Source organism: Streptomyces sp. NPDC028331, assembly GCF_055565775.1.
This window is the reverse complement of record NZ_JBVHTR010000007.1, coordinates 175,136-198,637: the sequence shown is the minus strand read 5'-3', so window position 1 is coordinate 198,637 and position 23,502 is coordinate 175,136. Positions and strand designations below refer to the sequence as shown.

Here is a 23,502-nt window from a genome sequence, read left to right as displayed (position 1 = left end):
CATGCGCAGCAAGCTCGTCCTGCACGCCGTCGACTCGCACACCGAGGGCATGCCCACCCGGGTGATCACCGGCGGCATCGGCACGATTCCCGGCGCCACCATGAACGAGCGGCGCCTGTGGTTCCGCGAACACCGCGACGACGTCAAGCAGTTGCTGATGAACGAACCGCGCGGGCACGCGGCGATGAGCGGCGCGATCCTGCAGCCGCCCACCCGCGCCGACTGCGACTGGGGCGTCGTCTACATCGAGGTCTCCGGCTATCTGCCGATGTGCGGCCACGGCACCATCGGGGTCGCGACCGTACTCGTGGAGACGGGCATGGTGGAGGCCGTCGAGCCGGTGACCACCATCCGTCTGGACACCCCGGCCGGCCTGGTCGTGGCCGAGGTCGCGGTCGACGGCGGCGCCGCCAAGGCGGTGACCCTCAGGAACGTGCCGTCCTTCTCCGTGGGCCTCGACCGCAAGGCCACCCTGGCCGACGGGCGCACGGTGACCTACGACCTCGCGTACGGCGGCAACTTCTACGCGATCCTGCCGCTCGCGGAGTTCGGACTGCCGTTCGACCGTGCCCGCAAGGACGACATCCTGGCGGCAGGGCTCGCGCTGATGGAGGCGATCAACGCCGAGGAGGAGCCCGTCCACCCGGAGGACCCGACGATCCGCGGCTGCCACCACGTGCACCTGTACGCGCCGGGGGCCACCGCCCGGCTGTCCCGGCACGCCATGGTCATCCACCCGGGCTGGTTCGACCGCTCCCCGTGCGGTACGGGTACCAGCGCGCGCATGGCGCAGTTGTACGCGCGCCGCGAACTTCCCCTGCACACCGAGTTCGTGAACGAGTCCTTCATCGGGACGCGGTTCACCGGACGCCTGCTCGGGACCACGGAGGTCGCCGGCCGCCCCGCGGTGCTGCCCAGCTTCACCGGGCGGGCCTGGATCACCGGCACGGCACAGTACCTTCTGGACCCGGAGGATCCGTTCCCGGCGGGGTTCGTGCTGTAGCGCATGCCACCGCTCCCCCGCACGGGAAGACCGGAGCACCGGGACACTGGTGCTGCGTGACATTGCACAGCCGAGGAGACAGAAACACCATGGCCGCCCCGCGCCCCAGCTCCCCCTCCCCCGTTCCCGCCCTGCCCACGCTCGGCGGCAAGAAGAGCAGTTACCGCGAGCGGGTGGCCGACGCCCTGCGCGCCGCGCTGATCGCGGGTGAGCTGCGCCCCGGCGAGGTGTACTCCGCTCCGACGCTCGCCGCCCGCTTCGGCGTCTCGGCGACCCCGGTGCGCGAGGCCATGCTCGACCTGGCGAAGGAGGGCCTGGTCGACACCGTCCCCAACAAGGGGTTCCGGGTCACGGAGGTCTCCGAGAAGCAGCTCGACGAGTACACCCACATCCGCTCTCTCGTCGAGATCCCCACCACCGCGGCGCTGGCCCGCACCGCCGACCGGGTCTCGCTCGAGGCGCTGCGCCCGGCCGCCCGGGAGATCGTCGCCGCCGCGGCGGCCGGGGACCTCATCGCGTACGTCGAGGCCGACACCCGCTTCCATCTCGGCCTGCTGGCCCTCGCCGGCAACGCGCACCTCGTCGAGGTGGTCGGTGACCTGCGCAAGAGGTCGCGCCTGTACGGGCTGACCGCGCTGGTGGAGTCCGGCCGGCTGCTCGCCTCCGCCCAGGAGCACCTGGAGCTCCTCGACGCCCTGCTGGAACGCGACGAGGAGGCCGTACGGACGGTGATGAGCCGCCATCTCGGCCATGTCCGCGGTCTGTGGGCGGCCCGTGGCCGGGAGGAGGACCACGCCCTCGGGTGACGAGCCCCGCAGGGCCCCGGCCCCCGGGCGGTTCGCGCGGCGCCGCGTCGTCCGCATCCCGGACTTGATTCGTCCGCGTACCACTGCCAGGCTCCAAGATCGGGCCGGGTGCGGATCCCGGTGGCCGCGCGGCTCTTCGTCCGCGGTCCCCTGGACCCGCCCCTGGCCGGGACCGACACCACCCGACTGCGACTCAGCGAGTGACCGTGACGACCGACGACAATCAGTGGGCTCCGCGTTCCGCGGGTCGGATCCGGACGGCTCCCCGGCCGGGGCCGACGGCCGCCGAGCAGCCCCGGCCGCACGCGGCTGTGGCGATGGCCGGGGCAGGTGTCGTGCTGTTCGTGCTGGTCGGCGCGAGCGCCCCGAACCACAACACGCTCAGGGTCCCGATCACCTGGCTCAGATTGCCCGCCATGCCGGGCACGGTCTCAGCGGCGCTCACCTACGCGGCCATCGTGCTGTCGTGTCTCGGCACGCTCGCCCTTCTGCGCGCCCATGGGCGGGGCTGGAGGCCGCACCCGCGGCTGCTGTTCCGCGTCGGCGCACTCGCCGTGTTCGCCGCCGCCAACCTCACCCCCGTCGGCTCCTCCGACATGGCCAGTTATGCCGCGTACGGCCGAATCGCCGCACTCGGCGGTGACCCGTACGTGACGACCCCCGCCCAGCTGGGAGGCGTGTACGCCGATCTGGTGAGCGAGGGCTGGCGGACCACCCCGTCCGTGTACGGGCCGGTCGCGACGTGGTGGCAGGCCGCTGGGGCGTTCGTCGGCGGTGACCGGCCGTGGCTGACGATATGGGCGCTGATGCTCTTCAACGCGGCCGCGTTCCTGGGCACCGGCTACCTGCTGATCCGGACCGCCGACGATCCGGTCCGGGCCGGCCTGCTGTGGATCGCCAACCCGCTCCTGATCGGCGTGCTGGTCGCCGGCGGGCATCTGGACACCATCGTCGCGTGCCTGGCCGTCTGCGCGATCCACTTCGCCCGCAGGGCCACCCGATGGCACCACGACCTGCTCGTCGGGGGCCTGGTCGGTCTGGCATGCGGTGTCAAGATCAGTGCCGCCCTGCTCGGCGCCGGACTGGTCTGGCCGCTGCTGCGTGCGGGCGCCTGGCGGCAGGCCGCCCGGCAGGCGTGCGCTGCCGCGCTGACGCCGGCCGTCCTGTACGGCGCGTACGGCCCGCACGCCCTCGCCCCGCTCTCCGCCGCCTCACGCCTGATCTCCCAACCGTCGCTGTGGGCGGTGTTCGAGCAGTTGGGCGCCTCGTTGCTGGGCCCTCGTACGGCCACGACCGCCATCGGTGTCCTCTGGCCCTTCGTGATGCTCGCGCTGGCCTTCGCACTCCACCGCCGCATCCCCGAGGACACTCCCGCCGTCGCCGCCGTACCGTTCGCGCTCTCCTTCGCCTGGGTCCTCACGGCGCCGTGGACGATGCCTTGGTACACGGCGCTCCCCTGGGCACCGGCGGCCTTGTTCCGCCAAGGCCGCCTCACTCGGTACCTGGTCGTGACCACCGCCGTCCTGGCCCTGTCCCACAACAGCGGCGGTCACGGCTGGACATTGTGAACCGGGCCGCCCGGACGCCCCGGCTCCGCACGGCTCGGGGCCGGTTCGGGGCGCGGTGGACGCCGCGCGGGCGGTAGCCCAGGAGGTCGGCGAGGGAAGAGCGCCTCCACCGCCCCCGGCGCGGCCGGTTCCGTGCCCAGGCGCAGGTTCCAGTGTCCGGATCAGGACGGAGTGTCCGGGCCCGGCACGTCGGGGACGGAGCCGGGCGTGAACGTGACGGGCAGGTGCTCGGGGCCGCGCAGGACGCTCGGCCTCCACCTCAGCTCGCCCGGCGGCACGGCCAGGGCGAGACCGGGAAGGCGGCGCAGGGCGGTCCCGATGGCGACCTGCCCCTCCAGCCGGGCCAGCGGCGCGCCCAGGCAGTAGTGGATTCCGTGCCCGAACGCGAGGTGGGCGTTGTCCCGGCGGGTGATGTCCAGACGGTCCGGGTCCGGGAACCGCGCCGGATCGCGGTCGGCGATGGCGGAGGCCACCAGCACGGTGGCGCCGCGCGGGATCGTCTCGCCCGCGATCTCGACGTCCTCGCGTGCGAAGCGGACGATGCCGGGGTTGACCGGTCCGTCGTAGCGCAGGAACTCCTCGATGGCGTCCGGCAGCAACGCCGGGTCGTCCCGCAGCCGCTGGAGCTGGTCGGGGTGGGCGAGCAGTGCGGCGATGCCGGCGCCGATCAGGTGGACCGTGGTGATGTATCCGGCGACCAGCAGCAGGAACGCCGTGGCGACGAGTTCGTCCCCGGCCAGCCGGTGCTCCTCGTCACGGGCGGTGATCAGAGCACTGAGCAGGTCGTCGCCGGGGTCGGCTCGTTTGGCTTCCAGAAGCTCGGTGAGGTACGCGCGCAGCTGCTGCCACGCGGCGTCGACCACGGCCGGGTCCGGGAGCTCTTCTCCCCGCAGGGTCATGTCGTCGGTCCACCGCTGGAAGTCGTGCCGGTCCGTCGTGGGCACCCCGAGCAGTTCGCTGATCACGGTGACCGGGAGCGGCAGCGCGAAGTCCGCGACGAGGTCCGCGTGGCCGACCGGCACGATCGCGTCGAGCAACCCGTCGGCGATGGCCTGCACGCGGGGCCGCAGCTCGGCCACTCGGCGCGCGGTGAACGCCTTCGAGGCCAGGCGGCGCAGGCGGGTGTGGTCGGGCGGGTCCGCCCGGAGCATGTTGCGCAGCATGGACTCGCGCTCCGTCGCGGGGAGCTGTCGCAGGAGCCGGGGGTCCGACGCGTCGCGGATGTCGCTGCTCAGCCGCGGGTCGCAGAGCGCGGCGAGTCCGTCCTCGTAGCGCGTGACCAGCCAGGCCTCCAGACCGCCTGCGAGGACCGCCCGCCGCACGGGCCCCTCCTGGCGCAACTGCCGGTAGAGCGGGAACGGGTTTGCCACGAAGGCGGGGTCGGCATAGGGAAGATGGACCGGCTGCTCGCTCATCGTGGTCTCCCGAGGTGCGTCGAAGTGCGTCACAGGACATCTGCGGTGGCCACGGACCGCATGGCTGATCGGTCAGATTTTGATGGCATATGTCCAAGTATGACCATTCTGCGGTTCCGCCGAAGGGAAAGCCTGATGGAGCAGACCACGTGCTGTGTGGTGGGCGGTGGTCCCGCCGGAATGGTGCTCGCCCTGCTGCTGGCCCGGTCCGGCGTGGAGGTCACCGTCCTGGAGAAGCACGGCGACTTCCTGCGCGACTTCCGCGGCGACACGGTGCACCCCTCGACCCTGGCCCTGCTGGACGAGCTGGGCCTCGCCGAGCGGTTCGCCCGTCTGCCGCAGCGGCGGGTGACGACCGTACAGCTGCCGATCGGCCGGGACCGCTCGCTGGTCACCGTGGGGGACATCGGCGCACTGCGGGGCAAATACAACTACGTCGCCATGGTGCCGCAGTGGGACCTGCTCGATCTCCTGGCCGACGAGGCCAGGAGGGAGCCCACGTTCTCCGTGCGGATGAACACGGAGGCGACGTCGTTCCTGGTGGAGGGCGCGGGAAGGGTCACCGGAGTGCGGTACCGCACGGCCGACGGCCGTACCGGCGAGCTGCGGGCCGCCCTCACCGTCGCCTGCGACGGCCGCGCCTCGCTGGCCAGGTCCCTGGCCGAGCTGCGGCTGCGGCAGTTCCCCTGCCCGATGGACGCCTGGTGGTTCCGGCTGCCGCGGCGGGAGGACGACCCGCACGGGCTCGTGGGAGGCACCGGTGACCGGTTCCTCACCGCCATGATCGATCGCGGGGACTACTGGCAGTGCGCCGTGCTGATCGCCAAGGGCTCCGACGGCCGGCGCCGCGCGGCCGGCCTCGAGCGGTTCACGGCCGACTTCGCGGCCGCCGTCCCCTGGCTCGCCGACCGTGTGCACACGCTGCGGTCGTGGGACCAGGTGAAGCTGCTCGACGTGCGCCTCGACCGTCTCAGGCGCTGGCACCGCCCGGGCCTGCTGTGCATCGGCGACGCGGCCCACGCGATGTCGCCGGTCTTCGGCATCGGCATCAACCTCGCCGTGGAGGACGCCGTGGCCGCCGCTCGGTATCTCGCCGAGCCCCTGCGCACGGGCACGGTCGGCCTGCGTGCCGTACGCGCCGTGCAGCGCCGCCGCCTGCCCACCACGGCCGTGACACAGGCGCTGCAGCGGGCCGCGCACGCCCGGGTCATCGAGCCGCTGCTCGCGGGCCGCCCGCCCTTCGGCAGCCCCGCGCGGGCGGAGCGACTGGCCGCGCTGCTCACCACCTCGCGGTGGCTGAGACGGGTGCCGGCGTACTTCCTCGCCTACGGCGCCATACGCGAACGGCCGCCGGCTGAGGCGGTCCGCTGACACGGCGGACCGCCGACACGGTGCGCCGGCCGCACCGGGTGGTCGTCCGAGCCGGCCCCCGGCCCGTCGCCGGCCTCGGCGGACACCGCACGTGGAAGGATGGAAGCAACCTGCGTAGCCGAACTTGCATCCGCTCTCACGCAGTACGCCCGCCCCCGCACCCCGATCTGCGCCGCCCGGCGAGACGATCGCCGGTCCCTCCGGTGAAAGAGCCGCGTCCACGCAGCTACGCCCGCCGGACAGCCACCTCCCGCGCGTCGGCGCGCCCGCTGCGGCGGGCCACGGCGAAACCGCGTGACGGATGCCTCAGAGCCGAGCGGCGGCTCTGGGACACACGCACATCCGGGCGGCTACGGGCAGCTCTCACCGAACTTCACCACGGCGAACTCCACCGGCTGCCCTCTCAACGCCGCGCCGGCGGCCGGGTCCTGGCCGCACACCTGCCAGTTCGACTCGACGAGCACCATCCGGTCCTGCCCGGACGCGTCCTTCACCGTGATCGACGTGCTCGAGTCGAGCGCCTCCCGGGCGGCCTTCACGCTCTTGCCGCGGAAGTCCGGCATCTTCCCGCCCGCGGCCGACGGCGGCGCCTGGTCGTGGGCGGGGCAGGTTTCGGCGAGCTTCACCGCGCCGAAGTCCAGCTCCGTGCTGGTGGCCGCCGCGCTGCCCGCCTTCACGTTCTGGGAGCAGACCTTCCAGTCGCGGTCGAGGATCTGGTGCCGGGCGCGGCCGAGGGCGTCGTGCGACTTCAGCGCGTAGAACCCGGCGGACTGGGCGGCGTCTTGGGCGGACTGGAGGCCCATGCCGACGAAGTCGGGCACCGCCTTCCGGGGGGCGGTCGTGCTGACGCCGCCGCTGCCGGCGGCGGTCGCGGTGGCGGCTGTCGCGGCTGCGGCTGTGGCGGTGGCGGTGGCGGTGGCGGTGCTGCCGCCACTGCCGGTCGTCTTGGTGGGCTGGCAGGCGGTGCCGGCGCCGAGGACGGCGATGACGGCGGCGGTACAGGCGAGTGTTCTGCGGCTCATGATCCCCCCTGGGTTCACTGGTGTTACATGTGCAGGACATGTAAAGGAACCGTATGGTTGCACGAACCACGGAAAATATTTGAGCACCGAAGCAACCCGAACGCCCATTCCAACGCCCGCACCCGGCGCCACTTGTGCCCTCGCTGCAGAAGTGGGCGGCGGTGCGGGTACGGCTTGCGCGCACGCCGGGCCAGCCGACTGACGTGGTCGGGTACGACGCGTGACAGTCGACCGGATCGGGCGACGGCGATCGACACCGACCGAGGCCGCCGTCGGCGACTGGGAGCGATGGGAGCACGGGGAGCGGCAGAGGGCTCCCGCATCGCTCCCACGCACACGTCAGGGGCCCTCCGAAGAGAGCCCCTGACCCGCGAAAACTTCCGACTTCACCGTCGGGACGACAGGATTTGAACCTGCGACCCCTTGACCCCCAGTCAAGTGCGCTACCAAGCTGCGCCACGTCCCGTCGCGCTCCCACGCGGAGTATCCGCGTGATCGCGCGGGTAAACCCTACCGCACCGCTGCGAGGGTCCTCACCCGAAGGCTCGCGTGCCCTACTCCGGCGGGGTCGGCGTGTCGTGGGTGCGGTACATCGCCTGGACGTCCAGTTCCAGTTGCACCGTCGGGCCCACCACCGCGATGCCGCGGGCCAGCATGGAGCGCCAGTTGAGCGTGTAGTCCTCGCGGTGCAGCTCCGCCTTGGCCAGGGCCGCGCAGCGCAGCTCCTCGCCGTAGCCGCCGTTCACCATGCCGAGGTACGTCGTGTCCAGCGCGACCGAGCGGCTCACGCCGTGCATCGTGAGGGAACCCTGCAGGGTCCACCTGCTGCCGCCCCGGTACGCGAAGCGCGTGCCGGCGAAGTCGATGTACGGGAAGCGCTCGACGTCCAGGAAGTCGGCGGACCGCAGATGGTTGTCGCGGGTGGTGTTGCCGGTGTTGATGCTGGCGGCGTCGATCCGGACGTGGACGCGGGACTGCGTCATGTCCTGGGCGATCTGGATACCGCCCTCGAAGCGTTCGAAACGGCCGTGGACGTTGGCCATGCCGACGTGCTTGGCGATGAAGCGGATCGCTGTGTGCGGCGGGTCGAAGAGCCAGGCGCCGGGCCTCGGGAGCTGCTGGGCCTCGGCCGGCTGCAGCCAGACCCGCTCGGTGGGGGCCGCGGTGCCCGCCACGATCCCGACGGTCTCGTGGTGCGGCCTGAGGCCCTCCGCCGAGACCAGCAGGCTGTACTGCCCGGGCGGCAGCGCCGCGAGGAAGAAGCCGTACGGGTCGGTGCTGCCGCGGGCCGCGACGCGGTGCGTGTCCAGGGCGGTGACGGTGACGTCCGCGGACGCCATCGGCGAGCCCATCGGGTCGACGATCTCTCGGGCGACGGCGCCCGCGCCGGGCGGGAGGGGGAGCGAGAGGCCCGCCGCCTCGGCCGAGGCGCCCCGGAGGCGCCGACGCCGGAGCAGTGCGAGGGCCATGATGTTCACCTTTCTTCACGGTGGCGCAGCCGTGCGAGCGGCGGCTCGGGGCACGCCGAAGCGGCCACGCCTGCATGCGGTCCCCCCCTCTCGATCTTGGGTCGTGGGACGCCGCCGCGGGTGTCTCATTACGAGACAGTGGGCGGACACGGTGCAAGCGCCGTGGGGAAGGAACCTACGCCGCGGCGGTCTCCGGTTCCCGCCCTTCGTACGCCGCCCTCAGCACGCCCCGCACCCCGTCGGCCGTCACCGGGCGCGGGTTGGCGTACGGCTGGGCCGTCACCTGCGCGGCGGCCGCCGCCACATCGCGCTCCGCGAGGCCGAGGCCGGCGAGGGAGCGCGGCGCGCCGAGGCGTCCGCCGAGCTCCCACAGGGCGCGCGCCACGTCCTCGGCGCCGAGCGCCCGCCGCAGCGCGGCCACCGCCTCGGGTGCCGCGGGCGCGTTGTAGGCGAGGACGTGCGGGAGCACCACGGTGTGCGTCTCCGCGTGCGGCAGCCCGAAGGTGCCGCCCAGCACATGGCACAGCTTGTGGTGCAGCCCCATGGTGGTCGAGCCGAGGCACGCCCCGCACAGCCACGCCCCGTACAGTGCGCGGCTGCGCGCCTCCAGGTCGCCCGGGTCCGCGGCGAGCAGCGGCAGCGCCTCGGCCATCGCCCGGGTGCCGTCCTCGGCCATCAACTGGACCAGCGGGGAGGTGTCGGGGGCGTACAGGGCCTCGACGGCGTGGGCGAGCGCGTTGATGCCGCTGGTCACGGTGAGCGGTACGGGCAGGGAGAGGGTCAGTTCGGGGTCGTAGACGACGCTGCGGGGCTGGACCTGCGGGTCGCGGCCGGTGCGCTTGGCCCCGTGTTCGGTCAGCCCCCACACGGGGGTCATCTCGGAGCCGGAGTAGGTCGACGGCACGGCGATCAGCGGCAGCCCGGTGCGCAGCGCGATCGCCTTGCCGAGGCCGATCGCGGAGCCGCCGCCGACCGCGACGCACCCGTCGGCCCCGGCCGCCCGCGCCGCCTCGACACCCCGGTCGGCGACGTCGGCGGGCACGTGCATACGGGCCTCGGGGTGCACTCCCGCGCAGGCGTCGCCGAGCGCGGCCGCGACCGCCTGTGCGGTGGGTTCGCCACGGCTGCCGGAGATCACGAGCAGCCGCCGCAGGCCCAGGCGCGCGGCCTCGTCCGGGGTCGCGGTGACGGCGGCGCCGGGCCGGAAGACGACCCGCACGGGCCGCGTCTCGTAGGTGAAGTCGGTGGTGAAGGTCATGTCGCACGCTCCAGGACGAGGTCGAAGCGGGCCTGCCGGAACGGGTTCGGTACGCCGAACTCCCGCGCCAGGGACGGGTCGTCGGTGACCGTGAAGTCCTGCACCAGGCTCTGCTTCACCGCGAAGACGGCATCGGAGTCCAGGTAGTCGCTGCCGGCCACGAAGATGTGCGTGGTGACGGGGGTGTGTCCGTCGGCGGTGGCGATGAAGTGGATGTGCGCGGGACGGTACGGGTGCCGGCCGGTGGCCCGCAGCAGTGCGCCGACCGGGCCGTCGGTGGGGATGGGATACGGGGCCGGTACGCAGGTGCGGAACCAGAAGCGGCCCTCGGTGTCGGCGGTGAACAGCCCGCGTCCGTTGCCCGGCGGCTGGAGCTCCGGCTGCTGCACGTCGTAGTGGCCCTCGGCGTCGGCCTGCCACACGTCGAGGACCGCGCCCGGCAGGGGTGTGCCGTCCTCGGAGAGCACCCGGCCGCTGACCACGCACGCCTCGCCGCTGCCCACCAGGTCGATGTCGTCGCCCAGTTCACGCACCGGCGAGGCGGTCAGGTGGAAGGGGCCGAGGACGGTCGACTCGGTGGCGCCCGGGGCGCGGTGGCCGTTCAGGGTCTCGACGAGCATGGAGACGCCGAGGACGTCCGACAGCAGGATGAACTCCTGACGGGTGTCCGTGCAGGTCTGCCCGGTCGCGGTCAGGAATCCGACGGCCTTCTCCCACTCCTCCTGGGTGAGCCGCGTCTCCCGTATGAAGGCGTGCAGATGGCGGATCAGGCCCGTGAGCAGCTCGCGCAGCCGGGGATCGGCGGTCGCGCCGAGACTGGCGACGGCCTCCTCGGTGACCGTGGTCTCGCGGGCGGTGCTGTCGATGGTCATGCCGCGCTCCTCGTCGTCCACGACGTAGCTGTCGCTTCCCCCATGATCTCGCGTTCAGGCGTGTCCGAGGATGCGCCGCAACGCCTCGGACAGCAGTTTCGGGGCGTCGGGTGCGGCGGAGGCGTGCCGGAACGCGACGAAGCCGTCGGGCCGCACCAGCAGGGCGCCCGCGTCGGGCACCTCGCGCAGCAGCGCCCAGTCGCCGTAGGGGTCCTCGTACTCCTGGCCCGGGCCGATCACCACGGTGGCGATCTCGACCTCCTGCGCCTTCGCCGCCCGCACCCAGCACTCGCCGCCGATGCCGGTGAGGAGGGTGAAGCGGCCCTTGCCGACCGTGTCGAGGGTGGACAGGGTGCGCGTGCCGGAGGTGATCCAGGCGTGCGGAATCCGGGCCCCGGGGCGGGAGGAGGGCTGGTGGTACAGCTCGGGATCGCGGGGGAAGCCGGGGTCGGGGGTGCCGTCCGGGACGATCGCATCCGAGACGTAGCGCTGGTTGAGGTCGACGCCGTGCGCGTTGAACTCGTACACCTTGAAGGCGATCGCCTCCCGCAGCTTCGCGCGCTGCTTCTCGGCCGCCTCGGTGGCCTGCTTGCGGGCGGCGATGTTGGCCCAGAGCTGCTCGGGGGTCTGCGGGGCCAGGCCGTCCAGCGCTTCGAAGACGGGCGCGGTCTCGCCGATGGACCGGTTGGCGCGGGTGACGACCTGCCTGCCGACGGGGGCGCGCTCGGCGGTGTAGGACTCCAGCAGCTTCGGGCTCGCCGTGCCGTCGAGGACCAGCTTGAGCTTCCAGGCCAGGTTGTAGGAGTCCTGGATCGAGGTGTTGGAGCCGAGGCCGTTGGACGGCGGGTGGCGGTGCACGGCGTCTCCGGCGCAGAAGACGCGCCCGCTGGAGTAGGTCTCGGCGTACATCTCGTTGACGGTCCACGCCGAGGAGGACCTGACGTTCACCGGTATCTCCTCGTCGCCGACCAGCTTGCGGATGACGGACTCGGCGTACGCGGTGGTCAGGTCGGGGGCGCCCGCCTCGACGTCGTATCCCCACACGATGAGCCACTCGGTCCAGGGCCGCACGCAGCGCACCAGTCCCGCGCCGATGCCGCCGACCGTCGCGCCGGGCGCGAGGACCCAGTAGAGGGTGGAGGGCCGGTGGGCCGTGTACTTGGTCAGGTCGGCGTCGAAGACGATGTTGATGCTGCCGGCGACGCCCATCCGACCGCCCATCGGCAGGCCCGCGTCCTCGGCGACCTTCGATCGGCCGCCGTCCGCGCCGATCAGGTACCTGGCGCGGATGTCGTAGGTGTCCCCGCGCAGCCGGTCGCGGACGGTTGCCGTGACGCCGTCGGCGTCCTGGGTGTGGGAGAGGTACTCGGTCTGGAAGCGCAGGCGGGTGCCGCGGGCGACGGCCGCGTCGATGAGGACCGGCTCCATGAGGTGCTGCGGCATGTCGCACATGCGGGTGGGACTGGCGAGTTCGTGCGCGGCCTGGACGAGCGGGTCGTTGCCCCAAGAGCGCACCCGGCCGAGTTCCTCCCCGGCGAGGCTGGTGCAGAAGGTGGTGTCGCCCATCAGGTGCTGCGGGGTGGCCTGCCGGACGACGTCCTGTTCGACGCCGAGGTCGCGCAGCACCTCCATCGTGCGCTGGTTGGTGATGTGCGCGCGCGGTGTGTCCGCCAGGCTCGCGTAGCGGGTCACGACGAGGTTGGGCACGCCGTAGGTGCTCAGGGCGAGCGCGGCCGAGGCACCGGCCGGCCCGCTGCCTACGATCAGAACGTCGGTCTCGACGACGGTGGACACGGGGCGCTCCTGACAGGGGGAACGGACACCAAGCGCTCATGATCGTGGACCGGTGCGGCGGCGCGTGGGTGTCTCATTACGAGACATCGCGCCCGCCCGGTGCGCGGAGCGGGGCACTTGTTGCCCGTTCAACCGAACCCGCTACGGTGGGAGGCGTTGTGACCACCACAGAGCACTCCCCCGCCGGCCCCGCGCTCGTCCCGCTGCGTCTGGCACGCGAGCGGTTCCTGTCGGGGCGTCCGCTGCCCGACGGCGTACCGGACGAGGTCGCCGCCGCCTGGCGGCGTGCGCGGTTCTACGGGGTGCCGCACGACTTGAGGGGGCCGTCCGCCGACCCGGTGGGTCCGGTGGAGTCGGCGCTGCTGGAGACGGCCCGGCCCGTGCTCGAACGGATCGCGCCCGCCCTCGGCCGCGGACGGTCGGTCCTCGTGCTCACCGACGAGCGGCTGCGGGTGCTGTGGACGGCCGGGAGCGTGCCCGGGCTCGATCCCTGGCCCGATCTGTCGGAGCGGGCGGTCGGCCACAACAGCGCGGCCCTCGCGCTGCGCACCCGGCGACGGGCCGAGGTGCACGGGCCCGAGCACTTCCTCGACCGCTGGCAGGACGTGTCGGCGGTGAGCGTCCCCGTGCCGGCGCCGTGGACCGGGCAGGCCCTCGGCACGGTGACCGTGGCGTCGAAGCTGTGCGCCGGGTGCCCGCCGCATCCGGGCGCGGCGCTCGCGGAGGCGGCCGCCGCCGCGGTGGAGGCCGAACTGCTCGCGCGGGCACGGCCGCCCGAGCGGGTCCTGCTGGATGCCTATCTGCGGGCGGCGCGTGGGCAGGACGCCGCGGTGGCCGCGCTGGACGGCCAGAGCCGCCTGGTCAGCGCGGCGGCGGAGCGCATGCTGGCGCCGGAGTCCCTTGGGGCCCTGGAGCGGGCGGCGGTGGCGGTACGGCACCAGGACGTGCCCGCCGACGTCGTACTGCCCGAGGGCGCCGGGTGCACCGCACGGATCACTCCGGTACGCCGGGACGGCAAGGGCATCGGCATCGTGGCGGTACTGGAGCCACTGCGCGATCCCCCGCCGCCGGTGCCGCGCCCGGCCGTCGGTCTGGTCGGCTGCTCGGTCCCCTGGCGCCACGCCGTCGGGCGCGCCGTCGAGTTGGCCCGCTCCCGGGAGCCGCTGCTGCTGACCGGCGAGCGCGGGACGGGGAAGACCGCGCTGGCCCGGGAGCTGCTGGGTGAGCGCGCCGCCCGGGTGGTCGACGCGGCGGAGAACGGGGAACTCGACCGCGGGCTCGCCGGGCTGGGCGAGGGCCGCCCGCTCCTGCTCCGCCATGCCGAACGGCTCGCCCAGTCCGGCGTGGCCGCGCTGAACTCCCTGCTCGACGCGCATCCGGAAACGCCGTTGCTGGTCACCTACACGCCCGGCGCTCCGCCCGGCCCGTGTCTCCAGCGGCTCCTGGACACGCTGGCCGCCCGCTCGGTCACACTGCCCGCGCTGCGCGAGCGCCCCGAGGACATACGGGAGTTGCTGCCGGCGCTGGCTCCGCGACCGGCGCCGGGCCGGCCGCCGTTGACCTGGGCGCTGGACGCCCTGCGCGCCCTGGAGCGGTATCCGTGGCCCGGGAACGTGACCGAACTGGCGCATCTCGTACGGGCGTTGGCGGAGCACCGGCGGGTGTCCGGGCCGGTCCGCCGAGCCGAGCTGCCCGATCCCGTGCGCGACGGCCCCGCGGTCCGCCCGCTCAGCCCGATGGAGCACGCCGAGCGGACCACGATCCTGGAGGCGCTGCGCCGCCACGGCGGCAACAAGGCGCGCACGGCGGCGGCGCTGGGGATCGGCCGCGCGACGCTGTACCGCAAGCTGCGCGGCTACCGGGGCTGACCGCAACGTCGTTGCAACGTGGTCCGTGCTGCGATGGCCGTCGTGACCATGGACGTGACCCCGCGCGTGGAGCTGACCCCCGCGGCCGCCGAACTGGTGCGGCGGCTGCGGGAGGTCCACGGGCCGCTGATGTTCCACCAGTCCGGCGGCTGCTGCGACGGCAGCGCCCCCATGTGCTACCCGGAGGGCGAGTTCCGCACCGGCGGCTCGGACGTGCTGCTCGCGGAGCTGGAGGTGGACGGGGTCGACGAGCCGGTGGGTTTCTGGATGTCCAGGAGCCAGTACGAGGCCTGGAGCCATACCCGGCTGATCGTGGACGTGGTGCCCGGCCGTGGCAGCGGTTTCTCGCTGGAAGCACCCGAAGGAGTGCGTTTTCTCACCCGTTCCCGCGTCGTCGACGCCTGAACACCACGCAGGGCACCGCCGTCTGGTGCACTTCCCCCAGATCCAGGAAAGTTGACGACACATCAGGGGGAGTTGTGACGCGTCGCGACAGACGGTTCAGAACCGCACTGACGGTTCTCCTGGCATGGAGCGCATTGGCCGGTGCCGCCCTCGTGGGGGCCGCACCGGCCAGTGCCGCGCCGGGCGCCCGGGGCCCGGCGCCGGGTGTCCAGTACAGCGAGTTCGACATCTCCGCGGCCCACGGGGTGACCCGCGCGCACCTCGTCACCGTCGACCTGCGCGATCCGCACGTACGGGTCGACCTGCTGCATCCGCGGTCCGTGGCGGCCCGCGCCGCCGTCTCCCAACTCGCCGCGGCCCAGCGGGCGGTGGCGGGCATCAACGGCGACTTCTTCGACATCACGGAGACCCAGCACCCCTGGGTCCCGGCGACCGGCTCGGCCGTCGGCCCGGCCATCGCCGGCGGGCGCACCCTCAAGGCCGCCGTGCCGCGCGGGCAGCGCTTCGGCCCCGCCCTGCCGCCCGGGACGAGCACCGAGGACGTGCTCGGAGTGGGCACCGACCGTACCGCGCGCATCGACCGGCTGAGCCTCGACGGCTCCGTGACCGCACCGGGCGAGCGGCTGCCGCTGCGCGGGCTGAACCAGTACGCGCTGCCTCAGGGTTCGATCGGGGCGTACACCTCGGACTGGGGAAGTGTGTCGCGGCTGCGCGCCGTCTGCGGGACGGACAGCGACCGGGGCGGGCCGTGCAGCACGGACACGTACGAGGTGACCGTCCAGGGCGGCCGGGTCGTCGCCACGGCCGATCATCCGGGCAGCGGTGCCGTCCCGGCCGGCACGACGGTCCTGGTGGGCCGGGAAGCGGGGGCGCAGCGGCTGCGCAAGCTGTTCAGGGGGGAGAAGGTGGAGGTGCGGCACCGGCTGGTGGCGGCGGCGTCCGGCGTTCCGTACCTGTTCGCCATCGGCGGCTTCCCGGTGCTGCGGCACGGCGCGCCGCTGCCCGGTCTCGACGCGACGACGTCCGCCGTGCGCACCGCGGTGGGCATCGAGGACGGCGGCCACCGCCTGCTGCTGCTCGCCCTGGACGGCTCGGCCGCCTATCGCAGCGGCCTCACCGTCTCCGAAGTCGCCGGGACCCTGCGGGCGCTGGGCGCCACGGACGGCTTCAACCTCGACGGCGGCGGGTCCACGACCCTGGTCACCCGGTCGGCGGGGACGGGCGCGGTGAGCGTGCGCAACCATCCCAGCGGAGGAGCCGAGCGCCCCGTCCCGGACGGGATCGGGGTGTTCAGCGACTGAGCTTCAGGGGCGCAGGCTGCCGACGATCTGCGTGGTCGCGGCGAGTCCCTGGTGGATGGTCGGGGCCATGCTCGTACTGGCCAGGAAGAATCCGAGCAGGACGCAGACCAGAGCGTGCGAGATCTTCATGGCGTTGTTGCGCACGAAGATCACCGCAATGATCAGGAGCAGCAGCACCACCGAGATGGAAACGGCCATCATCACCCTCCTCCGCCACGCCGATTTCGCGGCTTTCGGCCGCAAGTGTGGCGTAGCGGAGGGTTGGTCCGGGCGGCTGACGTGTCCGCCGAACGTGTGGTTCTTCGGCCGCTCGTGGGTGTCGGGAACGCCTCGAGGCCCGCGAGAGCCGTGAGCCCGCCCCGGGTGGGGCGGGCTCCACACGCGGGGTGTCAGGGTGCCTGGAGGTCGACCAGTTCCGCCAGCGTCTCCCGGTGCGCGCCCGCGGTGCCGTAGGCGATCGAGTCGGCCTTGGCCCGCTTCAGGTACAGGTGCACGGGGTGTTCCCAGGTCATGCCGATTCCGCCGTGCAGTTGCAGGGCCTCCTCGGTGGCGCGTACGGCGACGGGAGAGGCGTAGGCCTGGGCGACGGCCACCGCGACGTCCGTGTCCTCACCCGTGGCGAGCGCATCCGCGGCGGCCCGCGCTGCGGCCCGGAGATTGACGACCTCCAGCCACAGCCCGGCCAGCCGGTGCTTGAGCGCCTGGAAGCCGCCGACGGGCCGGTTGAACTGCTTGCGTTCCTTCAGATAGCGGACCGTCTCGGTCAACGCCCAGTCCGCGACGCCCAGTTGCTCGGAAGCGAGCAGTCCGGCGGCGGCCCGCAGGGCCCGCCGCACGGCGGGTCCGGCCTCGCCGATGCGGCGGCCGGGCGCACCGTCGAGGGTGACGGTGGCGAGCGGGCGGGTCAGGTCCAGGGACACCTGCGGCGTGACCGTGACCGCGTCGGCGGCCACGGCGTACAGCCCGCCGTCGTCGGCCGGGACGAGCAGGACGTCGGCGGCGGCCGCGTCCGCGATGCCGCTCAACTCGCCGTGCAGGGCGCCGTCTTCCAGCCGTACGGTCCTGACGGGCGCACCGGGTGCCGAGTGCAGCCCGACCGCGAGGGCGCCGATGGTCCGGCCGGAGGCCAGCCGGCCCAGCAGTTCCTCGTCCCCGCAGGCCAGCAGGGCCTCGGCGGCCACCACCGCGCTGGTGAGGTACGGAACCGGTGCGGCCGCCCGTCCCAGCTCCTCCAGGACGACGGCGACTTCCCGGTGCGTGGCGCCCTGACCGCCCTGTGCCTCGGGAACCAGCAGCCCGGCGAGGCCGATGCCGTCGGCGAGGGACTTCCACAGGGCGAGGTCGTGCGGGGCGTCCGACTCGGTGCGCGCGATGACGTCGGCCGGGGAACAGTGGTCGGTGAGCAGGTCACGGACGGCGGCGCGCAGCGCCTCCTCCTCCTCGGAGTAGAGAAGATCCGTCATCGGGCCAGGTCCTTCCATGCGACGTCCTTGTCGGTGCGCGGCTCGGCGGGCAGGCCCAGGACGCGCTCGGCGACGATGTTCAGCAGGACCTCGCTGGTCCCGCCCTCGATGCTGTTGCCCTTGGAGCGCAGATAGCGGTAGCCCGCCTCGCGGCCCGTGAAGTCGACGAGTTCGGGCCGGCGCATGGTCCAGTCGTCGTACAGCAGGCCCTGCTCGCCGAGGAGTTCGACCTCCAGGTCGCTGATCTCCTGGTTGAGGCGGGCGAAGGCGAGTTTCATGCCGGAGCCCTCGGGTCCGGGCTGGCCGACGACGAGTTGCTGGCGCAGGCGTTCGGCGGTGAGGCGGGAGACCTCGGCCTCGACCCACAGCTTCAGCAGCCGCTGGTGCAGGTCGTGGGTGCGCAGCTCCGGGCGTTCGCGCCAGGCCTTCGCCACCGGGCCGATCATGCCGCCCTCGCGGGGCAGCCGCATGCCTCCGATGGCGACGCGTTCGTTGTTCAGCGTGGTCTGCGCGACGCGCCAGCCGTCGCCGACCTCGCCGAGACGGCGGGCGTCGGGGATGCGGACGCCGGTGAGGAAGACCTCGTTGAACTCGGCCTCGCCGGTGATCTGGCGCAGGGGCCGGACCTCGACACCGGGGTCGGTCATGTCGCAGACGAAGTACGTGATGCCCTGGTGCTTGGGCACGTCCGGGTCGGTGCGGGCGATGAGGATGGCCCAGCGGGCGATGTGGGCGCTGGAGGTCCACACCTTCTGCCCGTTGACCACCCACTCCTCGCCGTCCCGGACGGCCCGTGTGCGGAGGGCGGCGAGGTCGGATCCGGCACCGGGCTCGCTGAACAGCTGGCACCACACCTCCTCGCCCGTCCACAGCGGCCTGAGGTAGCGCCGCTTCTGCTCCTCGGTGCCGTAGCGCAGGATCGTCGGCGCGGCCATGCCGAGGCCGATGCCGATGCGGCGCGGGTCGTTGTCGGGGGCGCCCGCGGCCTCCAGCTCGGCGTCGACGACGGCCTGGAGGGAGCGGGGCGCGCCGAGGCCGCCGAGGCCCTCCGGGTAGTGCACCCAGGCGAGTCCGGCGTCGAAACGGGCCCGGAGGAAGTCGAGGCGGTCGGTGGTCGCCGGCGGGTGGGCAGCGAGCAACTCCTGCGTGCGGCGGCGCAGTTCGGCGGCGTCGGTCATGCGGTGGCTCCGTTCTCCAGGACGACGGCGACCCGGCCGGTCGTCACGCCGTCGGCCACGCGCTGCACGGCGGTCGCGGCACCGCTCAGCGGGACACGCTCGCTCACCAGCGGCTTGATGGCGCCGCGGGCGGCCAGTTCGGTGAGCTGTTCGTGGCAGTGCTGGACCAGCTTCGGGTTCTTGGTGTTGTACAGGCCCCAGTGCAGGCCGACGATCGAGTAGTTCTTGACCAGGGCGTGGTTGAGCGCCGGGCTGGGGATGGATCCGCTGGCGAAGCCCACGACGACGATCCGGCCCTCGAAGGCGACGACCTTCGCGGACTGTGCGTAGGCCTGACCGCCCACCGGGTCGTAGATCACGTCGGCGCCCCGGCCGCCGGTGGCCTCCTTCACCGCGGCGACGACGTCCTCGGCGTGCCGGTCGATCACCACGTCACAGCCCAGTTCCCGGGCCACGGCCGCCTTGTCCGCGCCCCCGACGACGCCGATGACCCTCGCACCGGCCGCCCTGCCGAGCTGCACGGCCGCGCTGCCGACCCCTCCTGCGGCAGCGTGGACGAGCAGCGTCTCGCCGGCTTCCAGACCGGCGCGGCGGTGCAGACCGAACCAGCCCGTCTGGTAGCCGATGTGCAGGGCGGCGGACTCGGCGTCGTCGAGGGAGTCCGGGGCGGGCAGCAGGGCCGCGGCGTCCGCGAGCGCGTACTCGGCGAAGCCGCCGTACGGCAGCGCCGGGTTGGCGATCACGCGGCGCCCGTCCTCGGTCTCGCCGCAGATCTCCACGCCCGGCGTGAACGGCAGCGGCGGCCGGACCTGGTACTGCCCGCGGCACAGCAGCGCGTCCGGGAAGTTGACGTTGGCGGCCCGTACCTTCAGCAGGACCTGGCCGTCGCCGGGCGTGGGCCGCTCCACCTCCGCGAGGCGCATCACCTCACTCGGCTCACCGTTCTCGTGCACTTGCCATGCCTGCATGCGGGGCCTCCACCGACTGCTCTGTCCGACCGGGCTCGTCGCATACTAAGCGGTCGCTTGCCGATGAGGGAACAGTCGGATGCGTCACGAACGAGCGGGCCGCGCCCGAACGTGCATCCGCTCCCCCTGCGGGCCGAACAGGCTGAGGAACTCCACAGGCCCTTCCCCTGTCGACCCGAACCAGTGCGGCACCCGCGTGTCGAACTCCGCCGCCTCCCCCGCGGTCAGCACCACGTCGTGCTCCCCCAGCACCAGCCGCAGCTTTCCGGACAGCACGTACAGCCACTCGTAGCCCTCGTGCGTCCGCAGGTCGGGCGCCGGCGTGCGCTGCGGTTCGAGGACCTTGAATGCCTGGAGGCCGCCGGGCTGCCGGGTCAGCGGCCAATGGGTGCGGCCGCCCCGGACGATCGGCTTGGCGCGCACCCGCGGGTCCCCCACCGGGGGCGCACCCACCAGTTCGTCCAGCGGTACCCGGTGGGCCTGCGCGATCGGGAGCAGCAGTTCGAGGCTGGGCCTGCGCAGGCCCGACTCCAGCCGGGAGAGGGTGCTGACGGAGATGCCGGTGGCCTCCGACAGCGCCGCGAGCGTCACCTCGCGCTCCTTGCGGATCCGTCGCAGCCTCGGGCCCACACCCGCGAGAACGTCGTCGGTACTCATGGCCGTATTGCAGTTTCGGCAAACGTGTTTGTCAATGCGGCAGCGTGTGGGCGACCTTCGGGTGCGGAGGTGGTCACCATGACCGAGAAGTACGAGGTGGTCGTCGTCGGTGGCGGCGCGGCCGGGCTGTCGACGGCGCTGGTCCTGGGGCGGGCGCGGCGCCGCACGCTCGTCGTGGACGCGGGCGAGCCGCGCAACGCGCCCGCCGCCCATATGCACGGGTATCTGTCCCGGGACGGCATGCCGCCGGCGGACTTCCTGGCCGCCGGCCGGAAGGAGATCGCGCGATACGGCGTCGAGCTGGTCCGGGACCTGGCGGTGGACGCGGCCCGGGGTGCGGAAGGGGAGTTCGCCGTGACGCTCGCAGGTGGGCGCACCGTACAGGCGCGGCAGCTGGTGCTGGCCACAGGCCTGCGGGACGAGCTGCCCGACGTGCCCGGTGTGGCCGAGCGCTTCGGGCGGGATGTGCTGCACTGCCCGTACTGCCACGGCTGGGAGGTGCGCGACCGGGCCTTCGGCGTGCTGGCGACGTCGCCGCTGAGCGTGCACCAGGCGCTGCTCGTCTCCCAGTGGTCGAAGGACGTGACCTTGTTCCTGCACACGGTCCCCCAGGAGGAGCTGACGGACCAGGACCGGCGCCGGCTTGCCGCGGCCGGCGTTGCCGTGGTGTCCGGACAGGTCGCGGGGCTGGTGGTCGACGGCGGCCGGCTCACCGGTGTCCGACTCGCGGATGACAGGTTCCACGGCCGTTCGATTCTCTTCCTCGCGCCCCGCGCCCTGCCCCGCACAGGGCTGTTCGAGCGGCTGGGCGCCGAGCTGCGGGAGACCCCTTTCGGCACGTACCCCGTGGTCGACGAGCGAGGTCTGACCACCGTGCCCGGGCTGTGGGCGGCGGGAAACGCCATCGGCATCGCGGAGCAGGTGGTGAACGCGGCGAGCCGCGGTCACCGGGCGGGGGCCGCGATCAACGCGGAGCTGCTGATGGCCGATCTGGACGCGGCCGTCGGGGTGTAGGCAGGCCGCCTCCGGTGCACCATGACTGCATGCTGCTGAGCCGGCTCGCCCATGTGTCCCAGGAGGTCGCCGCCACCTCGGCGCGGTCCCGGAAGATCGCGCTGCTCGCCGAGCTGTTCGGGGCCGCCGACGCGGACGATGTGCCGATCGTCATCCCGTACCTGGCGGGGCGGCTGCCCCAGGGGCGGCTCGGCATCGGGTGGGCCCTCCTCGACCAGCACGTTCCGCCGGCCGAGGAGCCCACGCTCACCGTGCGGGACGTGGACGCCCGGCTGACGCGGATCGGTTCGGTCAGCGGAACCGGCTCACAGGCGGAGCGCAGGCGGCTGGTCGGCGCGTTGCTGGCGGCGGCCACCGCCGAGGAGCAGCGGTTCCTGTTCGGGCTGCTCACCGGGGAGGTGCGGCAGGGGGCGCTGGACGCCCACGCCGTGGAGGGGCTGGCCGGGGCGACGGGCGCCGACGCGGCGGACGTACGGCGGGCCGTGATGCTCGCCGGGTCGCTGCAGACCGTGGCGCGGGCCCTGCTGGCCGACGGCCCGGCGGCCCTGCGGACGTTCCGGCTCACGGTCGGCCGCCCGGTGCTGCCGATGCTGGCGCACACCGCGTCCTCGGTCGCGGAGGCGGTCGGGAAGCTCGGTGCGTGCGCGGTCGAGGAGAAGCTCGACGGCATCCGCGTCCAGGTCCACCGGGACGGCGACGACGTCCGCATCCACACCCGGACCCTGGACGACATCACCGACCGGCTGCCGGAAATCACCTCGGCCGCCCGCGCGTTGGCCGGCGAGCGGTTCATCCTGGACGGCGAGGTCATCGCTCTGAACGAGGACGGCAGGCCGCGCTCCTTCCAGGAGATCTCCGGGCGGGTCGGCTCGCGGGTGGACGTCGCGACGGCCGCGGCGGCCGTCCCCGTCTCCCCCGTCTTCTTCGACGCGCTGTCCGTGGACGGCCGGGACCTGCTGGACCTGCCGTTCACGGACCGCCACGCCGAGCTGGCCCGGCTGGTCCCCGAACCCATGCGGGTGCGGCGCACGCTCGTGCAGGGCCCGCAGGACGTCGCCGCCGCGGAGGCCTTCCTCGCCGAGACGCTGAAGCGCGGCCACGAGGGCGTGGTGGTCAAGGCGCTCGGCGCCCCGTACAGCGCGGGCCGGCGCGGCGCCTCCTGGCTCAAGGTCAAGCCGGTGCACACGCTCGACCTGGTGGTGCTGGCCGCCGAGTGGGGCCACGGCCGCCGCACCGGCAAGCTGTCCAACCTGCACCTCGGCGCCCGCAACACCGACGGCTCCTTCGCGATGCTCGGCAAGACGTTCAAGGGCATGACGGACGCCATGCTCGCCTGGCAGACCGAGCGGCTGAAGGAGCTGGCCGTCGAGGACGACGGCCGGGTGGTGACCGTACGCCCCGAGCTCGTCGTCGAGATCGCCTACGACGGGTTGCAGCGGTCCACGCGCTATCCGGCCGGCGTCACCCTGCGCTTCGCCCGGGTCGTGCGCTACCGGGAGGACAAGCGGCCCGAGGAGGCCGACACGGTGGAGACGCTGCTGGCCGCCCACCCCGAGGTGGCAGCGTGAGCGGGCGCAGCAGGCGCAGCGCGGGTCTGCTGCTGTTCCGGCGCACCGACCAGGGTCCGGAGGTATTGCTGGCTCACATGGGCGGCCCGTTCTTCGCCCGCCGCGAGGCCGGGGCGTGGACCGTGCCCAAGGGGGAGTACGACCCCGACGAGCCGTCCTGGGACGCGGCCCGCCGCGAGTTCCAGGAGGAGCTGGGGCTGCCTCCGCCCGACGGGGAGGCCGTCCCGCTCGGCGAGGTGCGGCAGAGCGGCGGCAAGACCGTCACGGCCTGGGCGGTCGAGGCCGATCTCGACCCGGCGGCGGTCGAGCCGGGCACCTTCACGATGGAGTGGCCGCCGAAGTCGGGGCGCCTGGTGGAGTACCCCGAGGTGGACCGGGTGGCGTGGTTCGGCCTCGACCGGGCCCGGGAGGTGATCGTGAGCGCGCAGAGGGCGTTTCTCGACCGGCTCGCGGAGCACTCGAGCCTGGGCGGTGTCTGAGAGGCACCGGGACAGCGCCACCC

Annotated in this window: 21 protein-coding genes and 1 tRNA gene; 10 read left to right on the top strand and 12 right to left on the bottom strand. The window is 73.3% G+C overall.

Going from position 1 to position 23,502, the window contains the following annotated elements:
- Position 1 precedes the first annotated feature (1 nt).
- The 3 genes from ACZ4SW_RS12885 to ACZ4SW_RS12875 all read left to right on the top strand — a co-directional run bounded on the left by ACZ4SW_RS12885 (position 2) and on the right by ACZ4SW_RS12875 (position 3,377).
- Positions 2 to 1,003 (top strand): proline racemase family protein, encoded by a 1,002-nt coding sequence (locus ACZ4SW_RS12885; protein WP_468241692.1) that lies wholly within the window; start codon positions 2 to 4, stop codon positions 1,001 to 1,003.
- Positions 1,004 to 1,092: 89 nt separating this feature from the next.
- Positions 1,093 to 1,809, top strand: coding sequence for a GntR family transcriptional regulator (locus ACZ4SW_RS12880; protein WP_468241690.1), 717 nt, complete (start codon positions 1,093 to 1,095; stop codon positions 1,807 to 1,809).
- 317 nt (positions 1,810 to 2,126) lie between these two features.
- Positions 2,127 to 3,377, top strand: a complete 1,251-nt coding sequence (locus ACZ4SW_RS12875; protein ID WP_468241688.1) for an MptA/MptB family glycosyltransferase — start codon at positions 2,127 to 2,129, stop codon at positions 3,375 to 3,377.
- A 161-nt stretch (positions 3,378 to 3,538) separates the two neighbouring features.
- On the opposite strand, the gene ACZ4SW_RS12870 is transcribed toward ACZ4SW_RS12875, so the two are convergent.
- Positions 3,539 to 4,792: a cytochrome P450 family protein gene (locus ACZ4SW_RS12870; RefSeq protein WP_468241686.1), complete on the bottom strand. Its 1,254-nt coding sequence runs from the start codon at positions 4,790 to 4,792 to the stop codon at positions 3,539 to 3,541.
- Positions 4,793 to 4,927: 135 nt separating this feature from the next.
- Between ACZ4SW_RS12870 and ACZ4SW_RS12865 the strand changes: the two genes are divergently transcribed.
- Positions 4,928 to 6,163 (top strand): FAD-dependent oxidoreductase, encoded by a 1,236-nt coding sequence (locus ACZ4SW_RS12865; protein WP_468241684.1) that lies wholly within the window; start codon positions 4,928 to 4,930, stop codon positions 6,161 to 6,163.
- Positions 6,164 to 6,513: 350 nt separating this feature from the next.
- On the opposite strand, the gene ACZ4SW_RS12860 is transcribed toward ACZ4SW_RS12865, so the two are convergent.
- The 6 genes from ACZ4SW_RS12860 to ACZ4SW_RS12835 all read right to left on the bottom strand — a co-directional run bounded on the left by ACZ4SW_RS12860 (position 6,514) and on the right by ACZ4SW_RS12835 (position 12,578).
- Positions 6,514 to 7,185 carry a hypothetical protein gene (locus tag ACZ4SW_RS12860; RefSeq protein WP_468241682.1) on the bottom strand — a complete coding sequence of 224 codons (672 nt, stop codon included), beginning with the start codon at positions 7,183 to 7,185 and terminating at the stop codon, positions 6,514 to 6,516.
- A 392-nt stretch (positions 7,186 to 7,577) separates the two neighbouring features.
- A tRNA-Pro gene (locus ACZ4SW_RS12855) sits at positions 7,578 to 7,651 on the bottom strand.
- 88 nt (positions 7,652 to 7,739) lie between these two features.
- On the bottom strand, positions 7,740 to 8,654 hold the full coding sequence (locus tag ACZ4SW_RS12850) for a YceI family protein (protein WP_468241680.1): 915 nt from the start codon (positions 8,652 to 8,654) through the stop codon (positions 7,740 to 7,742).
- Positions 8,655 to 8,829: 175 nt separating this feature from the next.
- Complete coding sequence (locus tag ACZ4SW_RS12845; protein WP_468241678.1) at positions 8,830 to 9,912, bottom strand: maleylacetate reductase; 1,083 nt, start codon at positions 9,910 to 9,912, stop codon at positions 8,830 to 8,832.
- Positions 9,909 to 10,784: an intradiol ring-cleavage dioxygenase gene (locus ACZ4SW_RS12840; protein WP_468241675.1), complete on the bottom strand. Its 876-nt coding sequence runs from the start codon at positions 10,782 to 10,784 to the stop codon at positions 9,909 to 9,911. The genes ACZ4SW_RS12845 and ACZ4SW_RS12840 overlap by 4 nt, the downstream gene beginning before the upstream one ends.
- Positions 10,785 to 10,838: 54 nt before the next feature.
- On the bottom strand, positions 10,839 to 12,578 hold the full coding sequence (locus ACZ4SW_RS12835; protein ID WP_468241673.1) for an FAD-dependent oxidoreductase: 1,740 nt from the start codon (positions 12,576 to 12,578) through the stop codon (positions 10,839 to 10,841).
- A gap of 158 nt (positions 12,579 to 12,736) precedes the next feature.
- Here ACZ4SW_RS12835 and ACZ4SW_RS12830 point away from each other — a divergent pair, with 158 nt between their 5' ends.
- The 3 genes from ACZ4SW_RS12830 (at position 12,737) to ACZ4SW_RS12820 (ending at position 16,152) form a co-directional block, all read left to right on the top strand.
- Positions 12,737 to 14,446: a helix-turn-helix domain-containing protein gene (locus ACZ4SW_RS12830; RefSeq protein ID WP_468241670.1), complete on the top strand. Its 1,710-nt coding sequence runs from the start codon at positions 12,737 to 12,739 to the stop codon at positions 14,444 to 14,446.
- Between the two features lie 48 nt (positions 14,447 to 14,494).
- Entirely contained in the window at positions 14,495 to 14,851 is a 357-nt protein-coding gene (locus ACZ4SW_RS12825; RefSeq protein ID WP_468242006.1) for a DUF779 domain-containing protein, read from the top strand.
- Positions 14,852 to 14,925: 74 nt separating this feature from the next.
- The gene (locus ACZ4SW_RS12820) at positions 14,926 to 16,152 is read left to right on the top strand and encodes a phosphodiester glycosidase family protein (protein WP_468241668.1); all 1,227 of its coding nucleotides are present in this window, start codon (positions 14,926 to 14,928) and stop codon (positions 16,150 to 16,152) included.
- A 3-nt stretch (positions 16,153 to 16,155) separates the two neighbouring features.
- On the opposite strand, the gene ACZ4SW_RS12815 is transcribed toward ACZ4SW_RS12820, so the two are convergent.
- From ACZ4SW_RS12815 to ACZ4SW_RS12795, 5 genes are all read right to left on the bottom strand, one after another.
- A complete protein-coding gene (locus ACZ4SW_RS12815; protein ID WP_468241666.1) occupies positions 16,156 to 16,350 on the bottom strand; it encodes a hypothetical protein in 195 nt (64 codons plus the stop codon).
- Positions 16,351 to 16,541: 191 nt separating this feature from the next.
- A complete protein-coding gene (locus ACZ4SW_RS12810) occupies positions 16,542 to 17,615 on the bottom strand; it encodes an acyl-CoA dehydrogenase family protein (RefSeq protein WP_468241664.1) in 1,074 nt (357 codons plus the stop codon).
- Positions 17,612 to 18,793 carry an acyl-CoA dehydrogenase family protein gene (locus ACZ4SW_RS12805; RefSeq protein WP_468241662.1) on the bottom strand — a complete coding sequence of 394 codons (1,182 nt, stop codon included), beginning with the start codon at positions 18,791 to 18,793 and terminating at the stop codon, positions 17,612 to 17,614. Before ACZ4SW_RS12805 ends, ACZ4SW_RS12810 begins: the two co-directional genes overlap by 4 nt.
- Positions 18,790 to 19,761, bottom strand: coding sequence for an NADPH:quinone oxidoreductase family protein (locus ACZ4SW_RS12800; RefSeq protein ID WP_468241660.1), 972 nt, complete (start codon positions 19,759 to 19,761; stop codon positions 18,790 to 18,792). Before ACZ4SW_RS12800 ends, ACZ4SW_RS12805 begins: the two co-directional genes overlap by 4 nt.
- An 84-nt stretch (positions 19,762 to 19,845) precedes the next feature.
- Positions 19,846 to 20,418 (bottom strand): helix-turn-helix domain-containing protein, encoded by a 573-nt coding sequence (locus ACZ4SW_RS12795; RefSeq protein WP_468241658.1) that lies wholly within the window; start codon positions 20,416 to 20,418, stop codon positions 19,846 to 19,848.
- A 78-nt stretch (positions 20,419 to 20,496) separates the two neighbouring features.
- Between ACZ4SW_RS12795 and ACZ4SW_RS12790 the strand changes: the two genes are divergently transcribed.
- Genes ACZ4SW_RS12790 through ACZ4SW_RS12780 form a run of 3 tightly spaced genes read left to right on the top strand, consistent with a single transcriptional unit; the run spans position 20,497 to position 23,479 of the window.
- Complete coding sequence (locus ACZ4SW_RS12790; RefSeq protein WP_468241656.1) at positions 20,497 to 21,432, top strand: NAD(P)/FAD-dependent oxidoreductase; 936 nt, start codon at positions 20,497 to 20,499, stop codon at positions 21,430 to 21,432.
- Between the two features lie 29 nt (positions 21,433 to 21,461).
- A complete protein-coding gene (locus ACZ4SW_RS12785; protein WP_468241653.1) occupies positions 21,462 to 23,000 on the top strand; it encodes an ATP-dependent DNA ligase in 1,539 nt (512 codons plus the stop codon).
- Entirely contained in the window at positions 22,997 to 23,479 is a 483-nt protein-coding gene (locus tag ACZ4SW_RS12780) for an NUDIX hydrolase (RefSeq protein WP_468241651.1), read from the top strand. Before ACZ4SW_RS12785 ends, ACZ4SW_RS12780 begins: the two co-directional genes overlap by 4 nt.
- The last annotated feature ends 23 nt before the right edge of the window (positions 23,480 to 23,502 follow it).